General features: G+C 71.5%; 12 protein-coding genes. 5 read left to right on the top strand and 7 right to left on the bottom strand.

Features of this window, described 5'->3' with window-relative positions; translation table 11 throughout:
- Positions 1-50: 50 nt before the first annotated feature.
- Positions 51-653: an HdeD family acid-resistance protein gene (locus ACFWV2_RS06920; protein ID WP_384402800.1), complete on the bottom strand. Its 603-nt coding sequence runs from the start codon at positions 651-653 to the stop codon at positions 51-53.
- 245 nt (positions 654-898) lie between these two features.
- On the opposite strand from ACFWV2_RS06920, the gene ACFWV2_RS06915 reads away from it, so the two are divergent.
- The 4 genes from ACFWV2_RS06915 (at position 899) to ACFWV2_RS06900 (ending at position 3,997) form a co-directional block, all read left to right on the top strand.
- Positions 899-1,432, top strand: a complete 534-nt coding sequence (locus ACFWV2_RS06915) for a DoxX family protein (RefSeq protein WP_384402797.1) — start codon at positions 899-901, stop codon at positions 1,430-1,432.
- 224 nt (positions 1,433-1,656) lie between these two features.
- A complete protein-coding gene (gene opcA / locus ACFWV2_RS06910) occupies positions 1,657-2,568 on the top strand; it encodes a glucose-6-phosphate dehydrogenase assembly protein OpcA (RefSeq protein WP_384402794.1) in 912 nt (303 codons plus the stop codon).
- 308 nt (positions 2,569-2,876) lie between these two features.
- Positions 2,877-3,158, top strand: coding sequence for a hypothetical protein (locus tag ACFWV2_RS06905; RefSeq protein WP_384402791.1), 282 nt, complete (start codon positions 2,877-2,879; stop codon positions 3,156-3,158).
- Positions 3,159-3,310: 152 nt separating this feature from the next.
- Entirely contained in the window at positions 3,311-3,997 is a 687-nt protein-coding gene (locus tag ACFWV2_RS06900; RefSeq protein ID WP_384402788.1) for a class I SAM-dependent methyltransferase, read from the top strand.
- Between the two features lie 68 nt (positions 3,998-4,065).
- On the opposite strand, the gene ACFWV2_RS06895 is transcribed toward ACFWV2_RS06900, so the two are convergent.
- The 5 genes from ACFWV2_RS06895 to ACFWV2_RS06875 form a co-directional block, all read right to left on the bottom strand.
- Entirely contained in the window at positions 4,066-6,102 is a 2,037-nt protein-coding gene (locus tag ACFWV2_RS06895) for a glycosyl hydrolase family 28-related protein (RefSeq protein ID WP_384402785.1), read from the bottom strand.
- A 47-nt stretch (positions 6,103-6,149) separates the two neighbouring features.
- A complete protein-coding gene (locus ACFWV2_RS06890; protein WP_384402782.1) occupies positions 6,150-7,754 on the bottom strand; it encodes a glycoside hydrolase family 13 protein in 1,605 nt (534 codons plus the stop codon).
- Between the two features lie 117 nt (positions 7,755-7,871).
- Positions 7,872-8,747: a carbohydrate ABC transporter permease gene (locus tag ACFWV2_RS06885; protein WP_384402779.1), complete on the bottom strand. Its 876-nt coding sequence runs from the start codon at positions 8,745-8,747 to the stop codon at positions 7,872-7,874.
- Between the two features lie 15 nt (positions 8,748-8,762).
- Positions 8,763-9,722 (bottom strand): carbohydrate ABC transporter permease, encoded by a 960-nt coding sequence (locus tag ACFWV2_RS06880; protein ID WP_384402777.1) that lies wholly within the window; start codon positions 9,720-9,722, stop codon positions 8,763-8,765.
- Positions 9,723-9,843: 121 nt separating this feature from the next.
- Positions 9,844-11,259, bottom strand: a complete 1,416-nt coding sequence (locus ACFWV2_RS06875) for an ABC transporter substrate-binding protein (RefSeq protein WP_384402774.1) — start codon at positions 11,257-11,259, stop codon at positions 9,844-9,846.
- Positions 11,260-11,749: 490 nt separating this feature from the next.
- Between ACFWV2_RS06875 and ACFWV2_RS06870 the strand changes: the two genes are divergently transcribed.
- Positions 11,750-12,334: an excalibur calcium-binding protein gene (locus ACFWV2_RS06870; protein ID WP_384402771.1), complete on the top strand. Its 585-nt coding sequence runs from the start codon at positions 11,750-11,752 to the stop codon at positions 12,332-12,334.
- 183 nt (positions 12,335-12,517) lie between these two features.
- Here the strand turns inward: ACFWV2_RS06870 and ACFWV2_RS06865 are convergent.
- Positions 12,518-15,700 (bottom strand): CARDB domain-containing protein (locus ACFWV2_RS06865; protein WP_384402768.1); only part of this gene is annotated, 3,183 nt, incomplete at its 5' end.

Here is a 15,700-nt window from a genome sequence, read left to right as displayed (position 1 = left end):
GTGGGACGCGTGCGACGGACGGGACAGAGGGGAGAGGGCGAACCGTCGCGTCACGCCCCTGTCGGCAGGTGCCTGGCGCGCGAGCGCACCTGGACCGCCGTCACGATCTCGACCGCGCCGACGGCGACCAGCCAGATCCCGCCGAGGAGCGCGAGCACCGCCGCGGACTCCAGCGGGGACACGATGAGCACCACGCCGGCGAGCGCGTTGACGACGCCCAGGAAGATCTGCCAGCCGCGCGCCGGCATCGCGGGATCGGACGCCGCCGCCATGGTCTGGGTGATGCCGCGGAACAGCCAGCCGATGCCGATCCAGAGCGCAAGCAGCAGGATCGACTGCATCGGGCCACGGAAGCAGAGCAGGCCGAGCAGGATCGACAGGGCGCCGCTGATGAAGGCCATGACCCTCAGCGCGGTACTCGCGTGCGTACCGAACGCGGCGATCAGCTGCATCACCCCGCTGAACAGCAGGTAGAGACCGAAGAGCACTCCGGCCACCAGCAGGGAGGCGCCGGGCCAGACCAGGACGAGGACACCGAGGACCAGCGCCGCGACTCCGGCCACCAGCAGCGCCTGCCAGGCGGCGCCCGCGAGCGCGCTCAGCGGTCCCGGCGGTATGTCCTGCTGTCGCGAGCGGTCATGAGTCTGTGTCATGAACGGTCTCCGTCCCTTCGCGGTGGACTCGGCGGTCATGCGTACGCACGTCCCCGGGCCGCCGCGAGGCGCGGCTCGTGAGGCCCTCGTGGACGGTGACGGCCCTCCCACTAAAGCAACAGCGAACACATGCCGCAAAACATGACTCAAGCGGAGTATCCGGCCGCCGCCCCGGCAGGCGCGGGCCGGAGAGGGCGACGACAGTGGAGGGCGTACGTGTCCGTCCACCCGCACAGGAGAAACACATGGGCCACCCCAACCGGCGCGATCTCGGCCTCCTCGTCCTGAGGGTCGGCACCGGTGCCGTACTCGCCGCGCACGGCACCCAGAAACTCCTCGGCTGGTTCGGCGGGGGCGGCATCGAGGGCACCACCAAGGCGATGGAGGCCATGGGCTTCCGGCCGGGCCGGGAGAGCGCCGTCGCCGCCGGTCTCGGCGAGGCGGGCGGCGGTGTCCTGCTCGCCCTCGGCCTCGCCACCCCGGCCGCCGGAGCCGCGGCCGCGGGGGCCATGGCGGGCGCCGTCGCCGTCCACGCCCCCGCGGGCTTCTTCGCCCAGGGCGGCGGTTACGAGTACCCGGCGTTCCTCGGCTTCGTCGCCGCCGCGATCGGCGTCACCGGCGCGGGCCGGTACTCGGTCGACCACGCCACGGGGCACGTCCTCGACCGCCCCTGGGTGGTGGCCACCGCCTTCCTCGGCACCGCCCTCGCCGCCGCCGCCGTGGTCGGCCGCCGCGCCGAGGCCCAGTCCGCCGCGGAGCCGGACGCGGAAGAGGCGTAACCCCACTTCGGTCGGGCCCCCCTTCGGTCAGGCCCCCAGTTCGGTCGGGCCCCCACCCCGGTGGGACCCCGGCCCCCCCCGGAACCCCCAAGGGCGGATCCGAAAGCCGCGTGACCCCCAGCCGGGTCCGGAAGCCGGCCGGCCCGTCCCGGGGTGGGGGTCCGCAACGCCTGCGCCGCGCGGGAGGGTTAGGCTCGCCACAGAGGAAGGGACGGCCGCCGCGCATGAAGATCGATCTGACGGACACCGACTCCAGTAAGATCAACAAGGCGATTCTGCAAGGCCGCAGGGCGGTCGGCACCCCCGCCGCCGGCGTCGTGCTCACCCTTGTCGTCGTCACCGACGAGGAGCACGCCTACGACTCCGTCAGGGCCGCCAACGAGGCCTCCCGGGAACACCCCTCCCGCATCCTCGTGGTCATCAAGCGCCATGCCCGCTCACCCCGCGAGCGCCACGGGACCCGGCTCGACGCCGAGGTCCGCCTCGGCACCGACGCCGGATCCGGGGAGACGGTCCTGCTCCGGCTCCACGGTGAACTCGGCGCCCGCGCCGACTCCGTGGTCCTGCCGCTGCTCCTGCCGGACGCGCCCATCGTCGTCTGGTGGCCCGTCGACGCCCCGGACGTGCCCTCCCGGGACCCGCTGGGCTCCCTCGCGCAGCGCCGCATCACCGACATGTACGCGGTCGAAGACCCCCTCGCCGCCCTGGAGGTCCGAGCCGCCTCCTACGCGCCCGGGGACACGGACCTCGCCTGGACCAGGCTCACCCCCTGGCGGTCGATGCTGGCCGCCGCGCTCGACCAGGCCCCGCTGACCGTGACCTCGGCCGCCGTCGAGAGCGAGGCGGAGAACCCCAGCGCCGAACTCCTCGCCCGCTGGTTCGAGGTGCGGCTCGGCGTCCCCGTCGACCGGGTCGTCACCGACGGTCCCGTCGTCACGGCCGTCCGCATGGGCACCGCGGACGGCGAGATCCGCATCGACCGTCCCGAGGGGCCGGTGGCCAGGCTCGCGATCCCCGGCCAGCCCAGCCGGGTCCTCGCCCTGAAGGTGCGGACCACCGCCGAGCTGATCGCCGAGGAACTGCGCCGTCTCGACCCCGACGAGGCCTACGCGGCCGCGCTGCGCGGCCGCGCCTGACGCCCTTCGCTCCGGCGGACGTTCAGCCCACGGAGGTGAACGTCCGCCGACAGCGTCGCCATGCCGCGCACGATGCCCCCGCGCCGTACCTCGCCGCGGGCCGGAGCGGCCGTGGCCCGGACGACCCGGCCACTCCCGTGCCGTCGACGCCGCTCCCGCGCGGGAGCGGCCGGGGCCCCGTCCGGCCGGACACTCCGCGCCGCCGACGCCACGAGCACGTCGTCGGGACGATCTCCGTGACATCCTCGGACGAATCGCCCACCCCGTGTCCGGACGTGGGTCTTCCTCGTCCCGCGCGGAGGATCACCATGCTCATCAGCCATGCCGTAAGCGACCAGGTCCTGACGGTCACCCTCCACCGCGACCTGGACGTCACCAACCGGGCCGCCGGCGCGCTCCAGATCCAGGCCCTGGTGCAGGCGCACCGGCCCACCAGGGTGGTCATCGCCGTCCCGAGCGCCGACCCCACCCCCGCCACCCTCAGCACCCTCACCCGCGCCCACCGGATGTGCGCGAGCCTGGGCATTCCGCTGGCGCTCAGCGGGGCGAGCTCCCGCACGCGCCGGCTCCTGGGCGTGTCCGGCGAGTGAACGGCGGGCTCCCGCCCGGCGGACAGCGGCCCACGGCCTGTCCTCCACCACCCAGCGCCTTGCCTCCTCACCCCCACCCTCGACCGAACAGCGTTTTGCCGGACCGGCAACAGCAGTGGCGGGACGGGGGCGGGGTCGGCGACGGTGGACCCATGACCGACGACATCGCAGCGGGAACGCCCGCCTCCGACACCTCCCCGCCCGCCGACGGATACGTCGGAGACCCCGCGGTACGGGCGGAGTGGGACAACCGGTACGCCGACCGGGAACGACTGTGGAGCGGCCGACCCAACGGCGCGCTCGTGGCCGAGGTCGCCGCGGCCGGACTCACCCCCGGCCGGGTGCTCGACGTCGGCTGCGGCGAGGGCGCGGACGCGGTATGGCTGGCGGGCGAAGGCTGGGACGTGACCGCCCTGGAGGTCTCGGGCGTGGCCCTGGAGCGGGCGGCCGGGCACGCCCGGGACGCCGGCGTCGACATCCACTGGGTCCACGCCACGCTGACGGAGGCGGCGCTCCCCGCCGGCTCCTTCGACCTGGTCTCCGCGCAGTACCCGGCACTGCAGCGCACTCCCGACGCCTCGGCCGAGCGCGCGCTGCTCTCGGCCGTCGCGGTCGGCGGTGTGCTCCTGCTCGTCCATCACGCGGGAATGGAATCGCAGCAGGTCGACGAGAGCGGCTTCGACCCCGCGGACTACGTCTGGCCCTCCATGGTCATGGCGCTGCTCGACGACGACTGGGTGGTGGAGGTGGACGAGCAGCGCCCGCGCGTGGCACCGGACGGCGGAGCCGGCGCGCACCACACCGACGACGTGGTCCTGCGCGCCCGCCGACTGCGCTGAGTCCGGAGGGCCGGCCCCGGTCCGTGGACCGGGGCCGGCCCGCGCCCCTCAGGCGTTCCGGCCGCGCGTCACCAGGTGGACGGTGCCGGCGGTGCGACGACGGGCGGGCGGTCGTCGCACGTGATGGTGTTGGGCAGCAGCCAGGGCGCCAGCCAGCCGCCGTCGTTGTCTCCGCGGTCGGTCAGCGCGAACTCCGCGCCGGTGGCCGGGAAGTTGAACGAGCCGCAGTTGTTCACGCCGACGGCCCCGACGTTGCGGGCGTCGACGTTCTCGAAGGTGGCGGAGCCCTTGGTCCGGGCGCTGAGCACCGAGTTGCCGGTGCCGTCGACCCGGATGTCCTTGAAGTGGACGGCCGGTATGCCGTGGCGGTCCTTCACCCCGTACTCGCTGACCAGCATGATCGCGTTGTGGGTGGAGTCGAGGTAGTGGTCCCCTGTGACCCGGACGTCGGCGTCGATCGAGCCGTCGAGGGCGTAGAACCAGAGAGCCCCGAGGCCGATCCTCCAGTTGAGGTCGAGGGTGCCCGCGCGGACCGTGGTGTTGTCGGTGAAGCGGAGCGTGCCGGTGAACGGCTCGGCGCCGAAGCGGGCGCCGGCGTGGAGTCCGCTCCCCTCGCGTACGGGGTCGGCGACGAGGTTGCCGCTGACGGTGTTGTCCTCGCCGCCGTAGATCGCGATGCCGTTCGCCAGGGTCGGGGACTGGACGGTGTTCCGGGAGAAGGTGTTGCGGGCGTCGGCCGTCCCGTCCGACCACATCGCCAGGCCGTCGTCCCCGGTGTTGCGGATGAAGTTGTCGTGGACGAGCGAGTCGGTGACGCCGGTGTGGAAGTTGAGGGCGTCGGCGATCTGGTCGGTGATCACGTTGTCCGTGACCTTCACGTTCCGCATCGGGCCGTCGAACCAGAGGCCCACCTTGGTGCGGTGGAGGTACAGGCCGTCGATAGTGGAGTCGCTCATGGCGCCGCCGATCGCGTTGACCTGGTCGCTGTCGATCCGCTCGCGGACGTCACCCTCGACGGCGAAGCCCGAGAGGTGCACGTTCCGGCTGCCGCCCTCGGCGGCGCTCCTGCCGTAGAGGCCGACACCGGTGTGACGGGAACCGTCGGGTGCGGGCTCGGCCAGGGTGACCTGGCGGCCCTTGAGGACGGTGTGCCAGTTGCCCGCGCCGACGACGGTGACGTCGTCGACGAGGATGTGCCGGTCGACCCGGAAGGTGCCCGGCGGCAGGTACACGGGCCGGTCGGTCCTGCGGGCGAGGGCGATGGCGCGCTCGATGGCGGGGGCGGCGTCGCGGCGGCCGGTGGCATCGGCGCCGAAGGCCAGGACGTTCACGCCGCCGCGCTCCACGTGCGGCGGGGCGACCAGTTCGGTGTCGAGCAGGTCGATCACCGTCCAGGCGGCGGGGCTGCCCGCGGGGACGCTCAGCCGGACCCGGTCGCCCGCCTCGAAGGTGCGGTCGAGGTGGAGGCGCTGCTCGTCGTAGAAGTGGGTGGGCCGGAAGGGCTTGGTGATCTCCGGCGCGGGGGTCGTGGCGGCCGGGACGCAGGCGCACTCGGTGATCCACCAGTCGGGGTGGAGCAGGTCGGCGCGGGGGTCGTTGGTGAAGGGGTACTGGTTGTAGAGCCAGGAGTACTGGGAGGTCAGGGTCATCGTCCTGCGGTGGCGTCCGTCGACGCTGATGTCCAGCGGGGCGGTGATGCCGCCGCCACCGGGCGCGTCGGGGATGCTGTAGCGGACGGTGAGGGCGTTGGCGTCCCGTGGGAGGACGAACTCGACGTACTGCCCTGCGGTCAGGCGCACGGCGGAGCGTCCTGACGCCTCGGACGGAAGCGTGTAGGGAGTCCGGTCCGGTCCGACGACCGTGCCGTCGGTGGTGGCGTTCTCCGCCTCCTGCTCGTCGAAGGCGACGGTGGCACCGCGGCCGGCGACGAGGTCCGGGGCGAGGGCCGCCCTGGTGACCACGGGACCGGCCGCGGCCTCCCGGTCCGCGGTCCCCGCCGCCGCGATGCCGTCGAGGGCCATGCTCAGGCTCAGTGCGAGGGCGGCGGTCGCCAGGACGGCTCTTCGGCCGCCGCGCGCGCCGCGGCCGGATCGGCTCGGATGCATGTCGGGCTCGCTTCTGTCAGAGGTGATGCCGCCGTGGGGCGGCGCGGTCAGGTACGCAGCCAGACGGCGGTGTCCGGGGGGAGCGCGCCGCCGGCCGACAGCTCGTCGCTGGCCAGCAGGACGCCGGCGTGCGGCGGAAGGGGTACGGGCTCGCCGGAGAGGTTCACGACGCAGAGGAGGTCCTCCGCGCGGGCGAAGGCCAGCACCCCGTCGGGGGACGGCAGCCAGCCCATGGGACCGTCCCCGAGCCCGGCCTCCGTGCTGCGCAGCGCCAGGGCGGTGCGGTAGAGATGGAGCATGGAGCCGGGGTCGGCGGCCTGCTGGTCGACGGCGTAGCGGGCCCAGTCGGCGGGCTGCGGCAGCCAGGGATCCGTACCGGCGCCGAAGCCGTACGACGGGGCGCCGGCCTCCCAGGGGAGCGGGACGCGGCAGCCGTCGCGGCCGGGGTCGACCCCTTCGGAGCGGAAGTGCATCGGGTCCTGGATGCGGTCGCGGGGGATGTCGGCCTCGGGAAGGCCGAGTTCCTCGCCCTGGTAGAGGTAGACGGAGCCGGGCAGGGCGAGCGTGAGGAGGGCGGCGGCCCGGGCCCGACGGGTGCCGAGGGCCAGGTCGGTCGGGGTGCCGAAGCGCTTCTTGGCGAAGTCGAAGCCGGTGTCGTCGCGGCCGTACCGGGTCACCGTGCGGGTGACGTCGTGGTTGCAGAGGACCCAGGTCGCGGGGGCGCCCACGGGCGCGTGTTCGGCGAGGGTGTCGTCGATGGTCCGGCGGAGCCGGTCCGGCTCCCAGGGGCAGGAGAGGAAGTTGAAGTTGAAGGCGGTGTGCAGTTCGTCCGGGCGGAGGTAGCGGGCGAAGCGCTCGGCGTCGGGCAGCCAGACCTCCCCCACGAAGACACCGCCGTACGCGTCGGCGATCGCGCGCCAGGCGCGGTAGACGTCGTGGATCTCGTCCTGGTCGATGTACGGGTGCGGGTCGACGCCCTCGACGAAGTCGCGGAGGTCGGGGTCCTTGGTGAGCAGGGCCGCGGAGTCGATCCGTACGCCGGCGACTCCTCGTTCGAACCAGAAGCGGAGGATGTCCTCGTGCTCGCGGCGGACGTCGGGGTGGGACCAGTTGAGGTCGGGCTGCTCCGGGGTGAAGAGGTGGAGGTACCACTCGCCGTCCGCGACGCGGGTCCAGGTGTTCCCGGAGAACTGCGACGGCCAGTCGTTGGGCGGGAGTTCGCCGTTCTCGCCCCGGCCGGGCCGGAAGTGGAAGCGGGCCCGCTCGGGGCTGCCGGGGCCCGCCGCCAGGGCGGCCCGGAACCAGGCGTGCTGGTCGGAGACGTGGTTGGGGACGATGTCGACGATGACCCTGAGGCCCAGGTCGCGGGCCTCTTGGATGAGCTTCTCGGCCTCGGCGAGGGAGCCGAAGGCGGGGTCGATGGTGCGGTAGTCGGCGACGTCGTAGCCGCCGTCGACCAGTGGAGAGAGGTACCAGGGCGTGAACCAGAGCGCGTCGACACCGAGTTCGGCGAGGTAGGGCAGTCTCGCCCGGACGCCCGCGAGGTCCCCGGTGCCGTCGCCGTCGCCGTCGGCGAAACTGCGTGGGTACACCTGATAGATGGCGGCGCTGCGCCACCAGTCATCGGTGCGGGGGAGGTCAGGGGCTGCCACGTGAGGGTCCTTTCGGGCAGGTCGGGGTTCCTCGTCGCCGGCCCGGTGCGGCGGGGCACGGGAAGACGGGCCGGCGACGAGGTTCTGGGGTGCGGTGGGGAGGACGGAGGGGCTCGGTCAGCCCTTGAGCCCGCCGGCGGTGAGGCCGCTCATGATGTTGCGCTGGAAGATCAGGAAGAGCAGCAGGGTGGGAATGGAGGCGATGGTGAGGGCGGCGATGAGGACGTTCACCGGGACGCCGTTGGAGAGCGAGTAGATGCCGACGTTGAGGGTCTGCTTCGTCGGGTCGGGGAGGGTGAGCATCGGCCAGAGGAAGTCCTTCCACACGCCGACGACCGCGAAGATCGACACGACGCCGAGGATGGGCCGCGAGATCGGCAGCACGATCGACCACAGGACCCGTGTGGACGAGGCCCCGTCCATGGAGGCGGCGTCGAGGAGCTCCTTGGGGATGGAGTCGAAGAACCGCTTCAGGAGGAAGATGTTGAAGGCGTTGGTGACGGCCGGCAGCCAGATCGCCCACGGCGTGTTGAGCAGGTTGCGCTCGATCACCGGTACGTCGAGCACGGTGAGGTACTGCGGCACGACGAGCACCGTCGCCGGGATCATCAGCGTGGCGAGCATCATGCCGAGGATCGCCTTGCCGAAGAGGGGCCGCAGCTTCGAGAGCGAGTACGCGGCCGCCACGTCCAGGACGAGCTGGAAGGCGAGAGCTCCGAAGGCGTAGTAGAGGGTGTTGAAGAGGAGGGTGGCCAGGTCCATGACCTCCCAGGCCCGCGAGTAGTTCTCGGGCTCGAAGCTGTCCGGGACGAGGGTGGGCGGGGTCTGGATGACCTCCTGGGCGTCCTTGAAGCCGCTGGACACCAGCCAGTAGAGGGGACCGAGGAAGACCAGGGTGAACAGGAGGACGACGGCGGCGAAGACGGTCCAGTAGAGGACCTTGCCGCGGGGCCTGGCGAGGACCGCCGGCGAGATGAGTGTGCGTGTGGACATGGCTGCTCTCCGGTCCTACTCGTCCTCGGCGCGGCTGAGCCTGACGTACACCGCCGAGAATCCGGCGAGCAGTACGAGCAGGAGCAGGCCGAGCGCCGCCGCGGCACCGTAGTTGTTGAAGTTGAAGGCGTACTGGTAGATCAGGTAGACGACGGTGGTCGTCGACCCCTCGGGGCCGGCGCCGCCGGTGAGCAGGAACGGCTCCACGAAGACCTGCATCGTGGCGATGACCTGCATGAGCGCCATCAGCGACAGGATGAGCCGGGTCTGCGGGACGGTGACGTGCCAGATCTTGCGCAGCAGTCCCGCGCCGTCGAGCTCGGCGGCCTCGTACAGCTCGCCGGGGATGGACTGGAGGGAGGCGAGGTAGATCAGGGTCGCGCCGCCCATGTTCATCCAGGTGGAGGCGACGACGACGGCGACCATCGAGATGTCGGGGTCCTGGAGCCACTGCTGCTCGGGCAGGCCGAAGGAGGCGAACAGCTCGTTGAGGAGGCCGTAGCCCGGGTCGTACAGGTACTTGAAGAGGAGGACGGAGGCGACCGGCGGCAGCATCACCGGCAGGTAGACGAGGAGCCGGAGGTAGCCCTGGCCGTGGTGGAACTCGTTGATGACGATCGCGACGAGGAAGGGCACCGCGAAGCCGAGGACGAGCGCCAGCACGGTGAACAGGGCCGTGTTGCCCCAGGCCTGCCAGAACGCCGGGTCGTTGACCACCGTCGCCAGGTTGTCGAGCCCCACCCAGGTCGTGCGGCCGTTCTCGGTCTTCTGGAAGGCGAGGAAGAACTCCCGGACCATCGGGTACCAGGAGAAGACCCCGAAGCACAGGACCGCGCCGATGAGGAATCCGTGGGCGGTCAGATTGCGCCGCAGGCTCCGGGCGAACCGGCCGCCGGCGGGCACGGGACCGGCCTCGGTCGGCGGGGACGGGCGGGGGCTGTCCGCCTTGCTCGGGGTCAGGCTGGGGGCCGACATCGTCGCTCCTTGGTACTGGCTGCCGGTTCGGGAGATCGGGACGGGCGGTGGGGGAGGGGCCGGTCGTGAAGGTCCGGTCCGCGGGCGGGGGGCGGGCGCGGCCCCGCCCCCGCCCGGCCCGTCACTGGTTGGCGAGGACCTGGTTGACCTGCGCCTCCGCGGCGGCGAGGAGCTTGTCGATGTCCGCGTCCTTGTTGGTCAGGAGCCCCGACATCACGTTGTCCAGGACCTTGTAGACCTCCTGCGCCTTCGGCGGCTCGTTCTTGCCGGCGACGGGGTTGTCCATGAACGCCTTGAAGTTGGCGACCGGCATGGTGGCGTGCTGCACCCGAGCGGCGTCGTCCGTCGTCTTGGACCCGTTCAGCCAGAAGTTGGGCTGCGGGATGCCCACCGGGAGGCCGTCGGCCTTGGTGCGGGCCCAGTCGAACTGGCCCTTGCCGACGGTGAGGTTCTTGAAGTTGAGCCAGGCGACGGCGGCCTTGATCTTGTCGCCGGAGATGCCCTTCTTGATCATGTAGTTGTTGCCGCCGGCGAGCGTGTTCTTGCCGCCGGGTATCGGTCCCATGCCGAAGTTCTCGTACTGGGCACCCAACTGCTGGACCATGTACGCGATGTCGTCGGGGGCGGCGAGGAACATGCCGAGCTTGTCGGTGGCGATCTGCTTCTGCAGGTCACCCCACTTGAGCAGCTGGGTCTTGCCCATGGAGTCGTCCTCCCAGCGCATGGCGTGGAGGTTCGCGGCGACCTGCCTGCCGAGGTCGTTGTTGAACGCGGCCTTCTTGCCGCTCGCGTCGACGACCTCGCCGCCGATGCTGTACATCTGCGCGGTGAAGTGCCAGCCGCCGGTGTTGCCCGCGCTGTACTCGCCGAAGCCGGCGACGCCCTTGCCCAGGCCCGCGATCTTCTTGGCGGCGGCGCGGACCTCCTCCCAGGTGCGCGGCGGGGCGTCGGGGTTGAGACCGGCGTCCTTGAAGAGCTTGCGGTTGATCAGCAGGCCCATGGTGTAGTTGCTGGTCGGCAGCCCGTAGAGCTTTCCGCCCTGCTTGAGGGAGTCGAGGACGTTCGGGTCGATGTCCTTCAGCGCCGGCACGCTCTTGTCGTGGACGTACGCGGTGATGTCCGCGGCCCCGTCCTCGGACAGCACCTGCGGCAGGTCGGTGAAGTACGTGTAGAACACGTCCGGCTGCGACTTGGCCTTCAGCATCGCGGTGAAGCGCGGGGGTTCGAGGCACTGGCCGGGGGTGGAACGGCCCTCGATCGTGACGTTCGGGTACGTCTTGTTGAACTCGGCGACGTCCTCCTTCCACTCCTTCAGCTCGGCCGCCTTCGCCGTGGGCGGCATGCAGTCGATCGTGAGCGTGACCTTGGTCTTCGGGTCCAGCGGGGCCGACGGGTCGGAGGACCCGCTCTGCTGGGCTCCGTCGCTGCCGTCGTCGCTGCTGCTCGTGCCACAGGCGGCGAGCGCGGTCAGCGAGAGTGCGGAGACGAGGGTGACTGCGGCGGCACGGCGGCTGCGGCGGAACCGGGCACTTCTCATGGGTGGACCCCTTCGGGCAAGAACGTGGAGGTGGCCCCATCGCCGGTGCGTTGTGGGGCGCGGCACACTCAATCACCACGAACAAGTGAACGCAAGATCTCGCGCTGATTTCGTAATTGCCTGACAGTCACGTGTAACGCAACCGTGATCACGTCGCAGTGAATCGACAGCCCGGTCGGGCGGGGGACAGGGACGCCGCCCGACGGGGATGAGGGCACAGCACCCACGTTTCGCATGCCGCGCACGCGCCTCCGCCCTGGGATCGGAAGGCGGGGGGAAGGCGGGTGGGCGAGGTCGTCGCCGCGGTCCGCGTGCCGCTCGCACCGACCGTCGGAGTCGCGGCGCGCCACGGAACGTCAGGGCAGGACGCCCTCGGGCGCGCGGGTGGGCCACCCGGCGTGATGCCCGTTCGGCCTAGCGTCACGCGGCCCCGGTCGCCGGCCGCTCTTAGCGTGGGGTGACGCCTACGAGGTACTGAGGAGGTCTTCCGATGAGCAGTCGCAGCGTGGTCGTCGGCATAGCCCTGGCGATCGCCTCCGTCGCACCGGTGTCCGGTGTCGCGCACGCCCAGGATCTCGACTGTCGGCACTTCCGGTATCAGGAAGACGCCCAGGAGGAGTTCGACCGGGACACGCGCGATCCGAACCGGCTCGACGAGGACCAGGGCCCCGATGACGGCATCGCCTGCGAGGCACTTCCCCGCCGCAGCGGCATGGGCGCGGTGCCGCCGGTGAGCCCGAGCGCTACGAGCATGCCGCCGGTGCGCCCGAGCGCTCCCACGGTGTCGCCGCCGCTTCCGAGTGCCCCGACCGCGGCGCCGCTGCTTCCGAACGTCCCGACTGTGCCGCCGGTGAGCCCGCGCTCCACCGCCGTCCAGCCGGCGGATCCCGGCGCCGCCCCTTCGCAGCCCACGGCCCCCGTCGTTCCGAGCCGTGGCACCCGGGCGGGGATCGGCGGAGCGTCCGGCCCGTCCGGCCTCAGCGTGGGCATCGGCCTCGCCCTGGCCGTCGGGGCCACCGTGGCGGGCGGATACCTCACCGCACGGCGCCTGCGCCGCGGATCGAAGCAGCCGTGACCGTGAGGCCCAGGAGGCGGCGGCTCCGGGTCCGGACAGCAGGCGGCCGCCCGCGCTCGGGGCTGCGGGCGGCCGGGTCCTTCGGGCAGCGGGATCCCACCGCGGCGGTCCGCCGGCGCGGGCCTCCTGGAGGCCCGCGCCGTCGGGCGGCGGCCTACGGGAGGCCGCCGGGGGAGTGACCGGCTACGGGTTGATGTTGATCTTGAAGGTGGAGGTGGTGTTGCGGACGTCGACGGCGTTGCCGTTCATCCGCAGCCCGTTGAAGGTGACCTCGCCGACGGCGGGGCCCTGCCCGGACTCGGGCATCTCGTTGGCCCAGAGACCGAAGCCGGACTTGGCGTCCCAGGCGTCACCGCTCTTGCGGGCCCCGGTGACGGAGATGTCCGTGAGGACGGTGTCCTTGATCGGGAACTGCGGCTGACCACCGACGTAGTTGGTCTGGAACATGATGCCGCTGTAGGTGGGGTCCACGATGTCGACGTTGTTCACCCGGATGCCCTGGAACACCTTGGAGGCGGAGAACAGCCAGATGCCGGGGAAGGTCTGGTTCCCCCAGAAGTGGCCGCCGGCCCGGACGATCGAGATGTTCTCCAGCGTCGTCGGCTCGGTCCCGAAGCCGTTCATCGCGTAGCCGAAGTCCAGCGAGGAGATGGTGACGCCGGAGTAGACCAGGGTGTCGGCGATGTGGATGTTGCGGAAGGTGTTGCTGTAGCCGCCGTACACGGCCACGCCCGCCGCCCGCCAGGTCAGCGTCGACGTGAGGTTCTCGTAGACGTTGTTCTTCATGTCGGCGCCGCCGGCGTCGATCGCGGAGAACAGCGCGAAGCTGTCGTCACCGGTCGCCCTGGCGTCGTTGTTGACCACGTGGTTGTCCGTGGAGCCGTTGGTCATGTTGATGCCGTCGGCGAACATGTTCCGGATCCGGGAGTTCTTGATCGTGATCCGGTCCGTGTTGGCGCCCCAGTAGAGGCACACCATGTGCTCGGTCCAGATGTTGTCGATCTGCATGTCGGTCACGTTGGCGAAGTCGAAGACCTTGCCGGGACCGTCGATGCGCGAGGTGTAGTTGCCGAAGTAGGCGAAGTCACGGAAGGTCGAGCCCTTCGCCGCGGCCTCGGCCCGGAAGCCGACGTCGGTGTTGTTCTGGGAGGCGGGCGCGTGGAACCTCGTGTACCAGGGGCCCGCGCCGACGACCTTCGCCGGCTTGCCGTAGACCTGGAACTTGCTCGACGTCTGGTAGTCGCCGGGCGGGAGGTAGACGCCGACGAGCTTGCCCGTGGAGTCCATCCGCACCCGGTCGAGCGCGTTCTGGACGTCCTGCTGGCCGAAGCCGGCCGGGACGGCGTACGCGGCCGGGTCGGGGTTGGCGACCGGGGCGACCTGCTCCAGGTTGACGAAGTCGATCGCGTAGTTGGCGGCGCTGTTGGCGGCGTCCTTCTGGAGGCGGATCCTGCTGCCCGCCGGGACCGTCTGCCCCAGCACGAGGTGCGCCTCGTCGTAGATGTGGCGGGGGCCACCGGCCGACGGCGCGTTCTCCGGCATGGTCTCGGCGCCGTAGAGCCACGCGTACTTCGAGGTCAGCGGGAGGGCCTTGGTGAACACCCCGTTGACGTAGACGTTGATCGTCGAGTCGATGCCGCCGCCGCCCGGGGCGTCCGGTATCGAGAAGCGGGTGACCAGGGTGTTGGTGGACGCCCGGGTGGTGAACTCGACGTACTCGCCGGTCGCGTCCAGGTTCACCGCCTTCCGGCCCGAGGCCTCGCCCGCGATGTCACCGACGGTCCGGTTGGGACCGACCGCGGTCGCGCCGCCGCCGGCCGTACCGTCCTCCGCCTCGTACATGTCGTACGGCATGCTGGCGCCCCGCCCCACGAAGAGCGGCTGGGCGGACGTGTTGTTCTCCCGCTTGACCGGCAGCTCGTTGGCGTCCGCGGCGAGGACGGTCCGCACGGTGTACGAGCCGTTGGCCGCGGTCCAGGGGCCGAGGTTCACCTCCGCCGTGGTTCCGGCGGCGATGGTCCCGGTGTGCGCCCCCGTGAGGGTCTTGACCGTCGCGCCCGTGGAGTCGACCAGACTGAGGGTGACGCCGTGGCCGCCCGCGGCGGACGCCTGGGTGCCCTGGTTCCGCACGGCCACCTTGAAGGTGACCGTGTCACCGGCGGCCGGGCTCGACGGTGACGTGGTCACCGAGGCGGTGACCAGGTCGGAGCTCGACACCGGCTTGACGACGAGCGCGCTCGGGCTGGTGAAGGTGTTGTTGGTCTCGTTCTGCTCGACGACCGCGTTCGCCTCGTCCGCGACGGCGCTGAGCTGGTACGACCCGGCGTCCCGCGCCCCGAGGGTGGCGGTGACCGTCGTCTGCGCTCCCGCGGCGAGGGCGCCGACCGGGGCGGTGGCGACCTTGGTGCCGCCCAGGCGCAGCGCGACGGAGCTGGCCGGCGCGGTGGCAGGACCGCTGTTGCGGACCGTGGCCGACACGGTGATGACGTCCGACTCGACCGGCGCGGCCGGCGTCGTGGCCAGGCCGGTCACCTCCAGGTCCGGGTTGGGCGCGGGGACGCCGACGACCTGGAACTCGGCGAGCTGCCCCGCCGCGGATCCGGAGTTGGCCGTGAACCTCAGCTGGACGTCGGCGACGCGAGCGGTGACCGGGACGGTCACCGTGTTTCCGCCGGCCGGGTCGAAGGTGTAGCTCTTCGGGGCGACCAGGCTGGTGAGGCCCGACGCGTTCTGCTCGCGGCCGAGGACCTCGATGGTCTGGTTGCGCGCGCCCCAGGCGGTGTCGGGGTTCAGTTTCAGGACCAGCCGGTCGAGGTCGGCGTTGGCACCGAGCTTGACGGTGAGGGTGTTCGGGTAGCTGCCGCCCGCGCCCTCCCAGTAGGTGCCGGTGTTGTTGTCGTTGGCGTTCTCCGCCGTGAAGCTGTGGACCGTGGAGGATGCGCTGATGGGCTTGCCGACGGCCAGGTTGGAACCGGTGGAGCCGCTGCCGTTACGGGTGACGGTGTTGCTGTTGCCCGACTGGTTTCCGGCGGCGTCCTTGGCCCTGACGTGGTAGGTGACGGTCTGGTTGGCGGGGCGGTTGTCCGTGTAGGTGGTGGTGTTGCCGGCGACGCTCGTGAGGAGGGTGTTGTTGGCGTAGATGTCGTAGCCGGTGACGGCGGTGTTGTCGGTGGAGGCGTTCCACACCAGTCTCACCTGGCCGGTCACGGGCTCGGTGTACGCCAGGTTCGCCGGGGCCGTCGGCGCCTGCGTGTCCCCCGAGTCGGCCTGCCGGGTGACGGTGTTGCTGTTGCCCGACTGGTTTCCGGCGGCGTCCTTGGCCCTGACGTGGTAGGTGACGGTCTGGTTGGCGGGGCGGTTGTCCGT

Origin of the sequence: Streptomyces sp. NPDC058671, from assembly GCF_042716475.1 — a bacterium.
Lineage (GTDB): Bacteria > Actinomycetota > Actinomycetes > Streptomycetales > Streptomycetaceae > Streptomyces.
The sequence above is the reverse complement of the archived record's forward strand: the minus strand, read 5'-3'. Positions and strand labels throughout refer to the sequence as shown.

What these genes read in the sequence shown, in the direction of transcription:
- opcA (WP_384402794.1), top strand. Translation starts at nt 1,657, where the DNA reads ATGAAGATCGATCTGACGGACACCGACTCCAGTAAGATCAACAAGGCG.
- ACFWV2_RS06920 (WP_384402800.1), bottom strand. Translation starts at nt 653, where the DNA reads ATGACACAGACTCATGACCGCTCGCGACAGCAGGACATACCGCCGGGA.
- ACFWV2_RS06905 (WP_384402791.1), top strand. Translation starts at nt 2,877, where the DNA reads ATGCTCATCAGCCATGCCGTAAGCGACCAGGTCCTGACGGTCACCCTC.
- ACFWV2_RS06880 (WP_384402777.1), bottom strand. Translation starts at nt 9,722, where the DNA reads ATGTCGGCCCCCAGCCTGACCCCGAGCAAGGCGGACAGCCCCCGCCCG.
- ACFWV2_RS06875 (WP_384402774.1), bottom strand. Translation starts at nt 11,259, where the DNA reads ATGAGAAGTGCCCGGTTCCGCCGCAGCCGCCGTGCCGCCGCAGTCACC.
- ACFWV2_RS06900 (WP_384402788.1), top strand. Translation starts at nt 3,311, where the DNA reads ATGACCGACGACATCGCAGCGGGAACGCCCGCCTCCGACACCTCCCCG.
- ACFWV2_RS06870 (WP_384402771.1), top strand. Translation starts at nt 11,750, where the DNA reads ATGAGCAGTCGCAGCGTGGTCGTCGGCATAGCCCTGGCGATCGCCTCC.
- ACFWV2_RS06895 (WP_384402785.1), bottom strand. Translation starts at nt 6,102, where the DNA reads ATGCATCCGAGCCGATCCGGCCGCGGCGCGCGCGGCGGCCGAAGAGCC.
- ACFWV2_RS06915 (WP_384402797.1), top strand. Translation starts at nt 899, where the DNA reads ATGGGCCACCCCAACCGGCGCGATCTCGGCCTCCTCGTCCTGAGGGTC.
- ACFWV2_RS06885 (WP_384402779.1), bottom strand. Translation starts at nt 8,747, where the DNA reads ATGTCCACACGCACACTCATCTCGCCGGCGGTCCTCGCCAGGCCCCGC.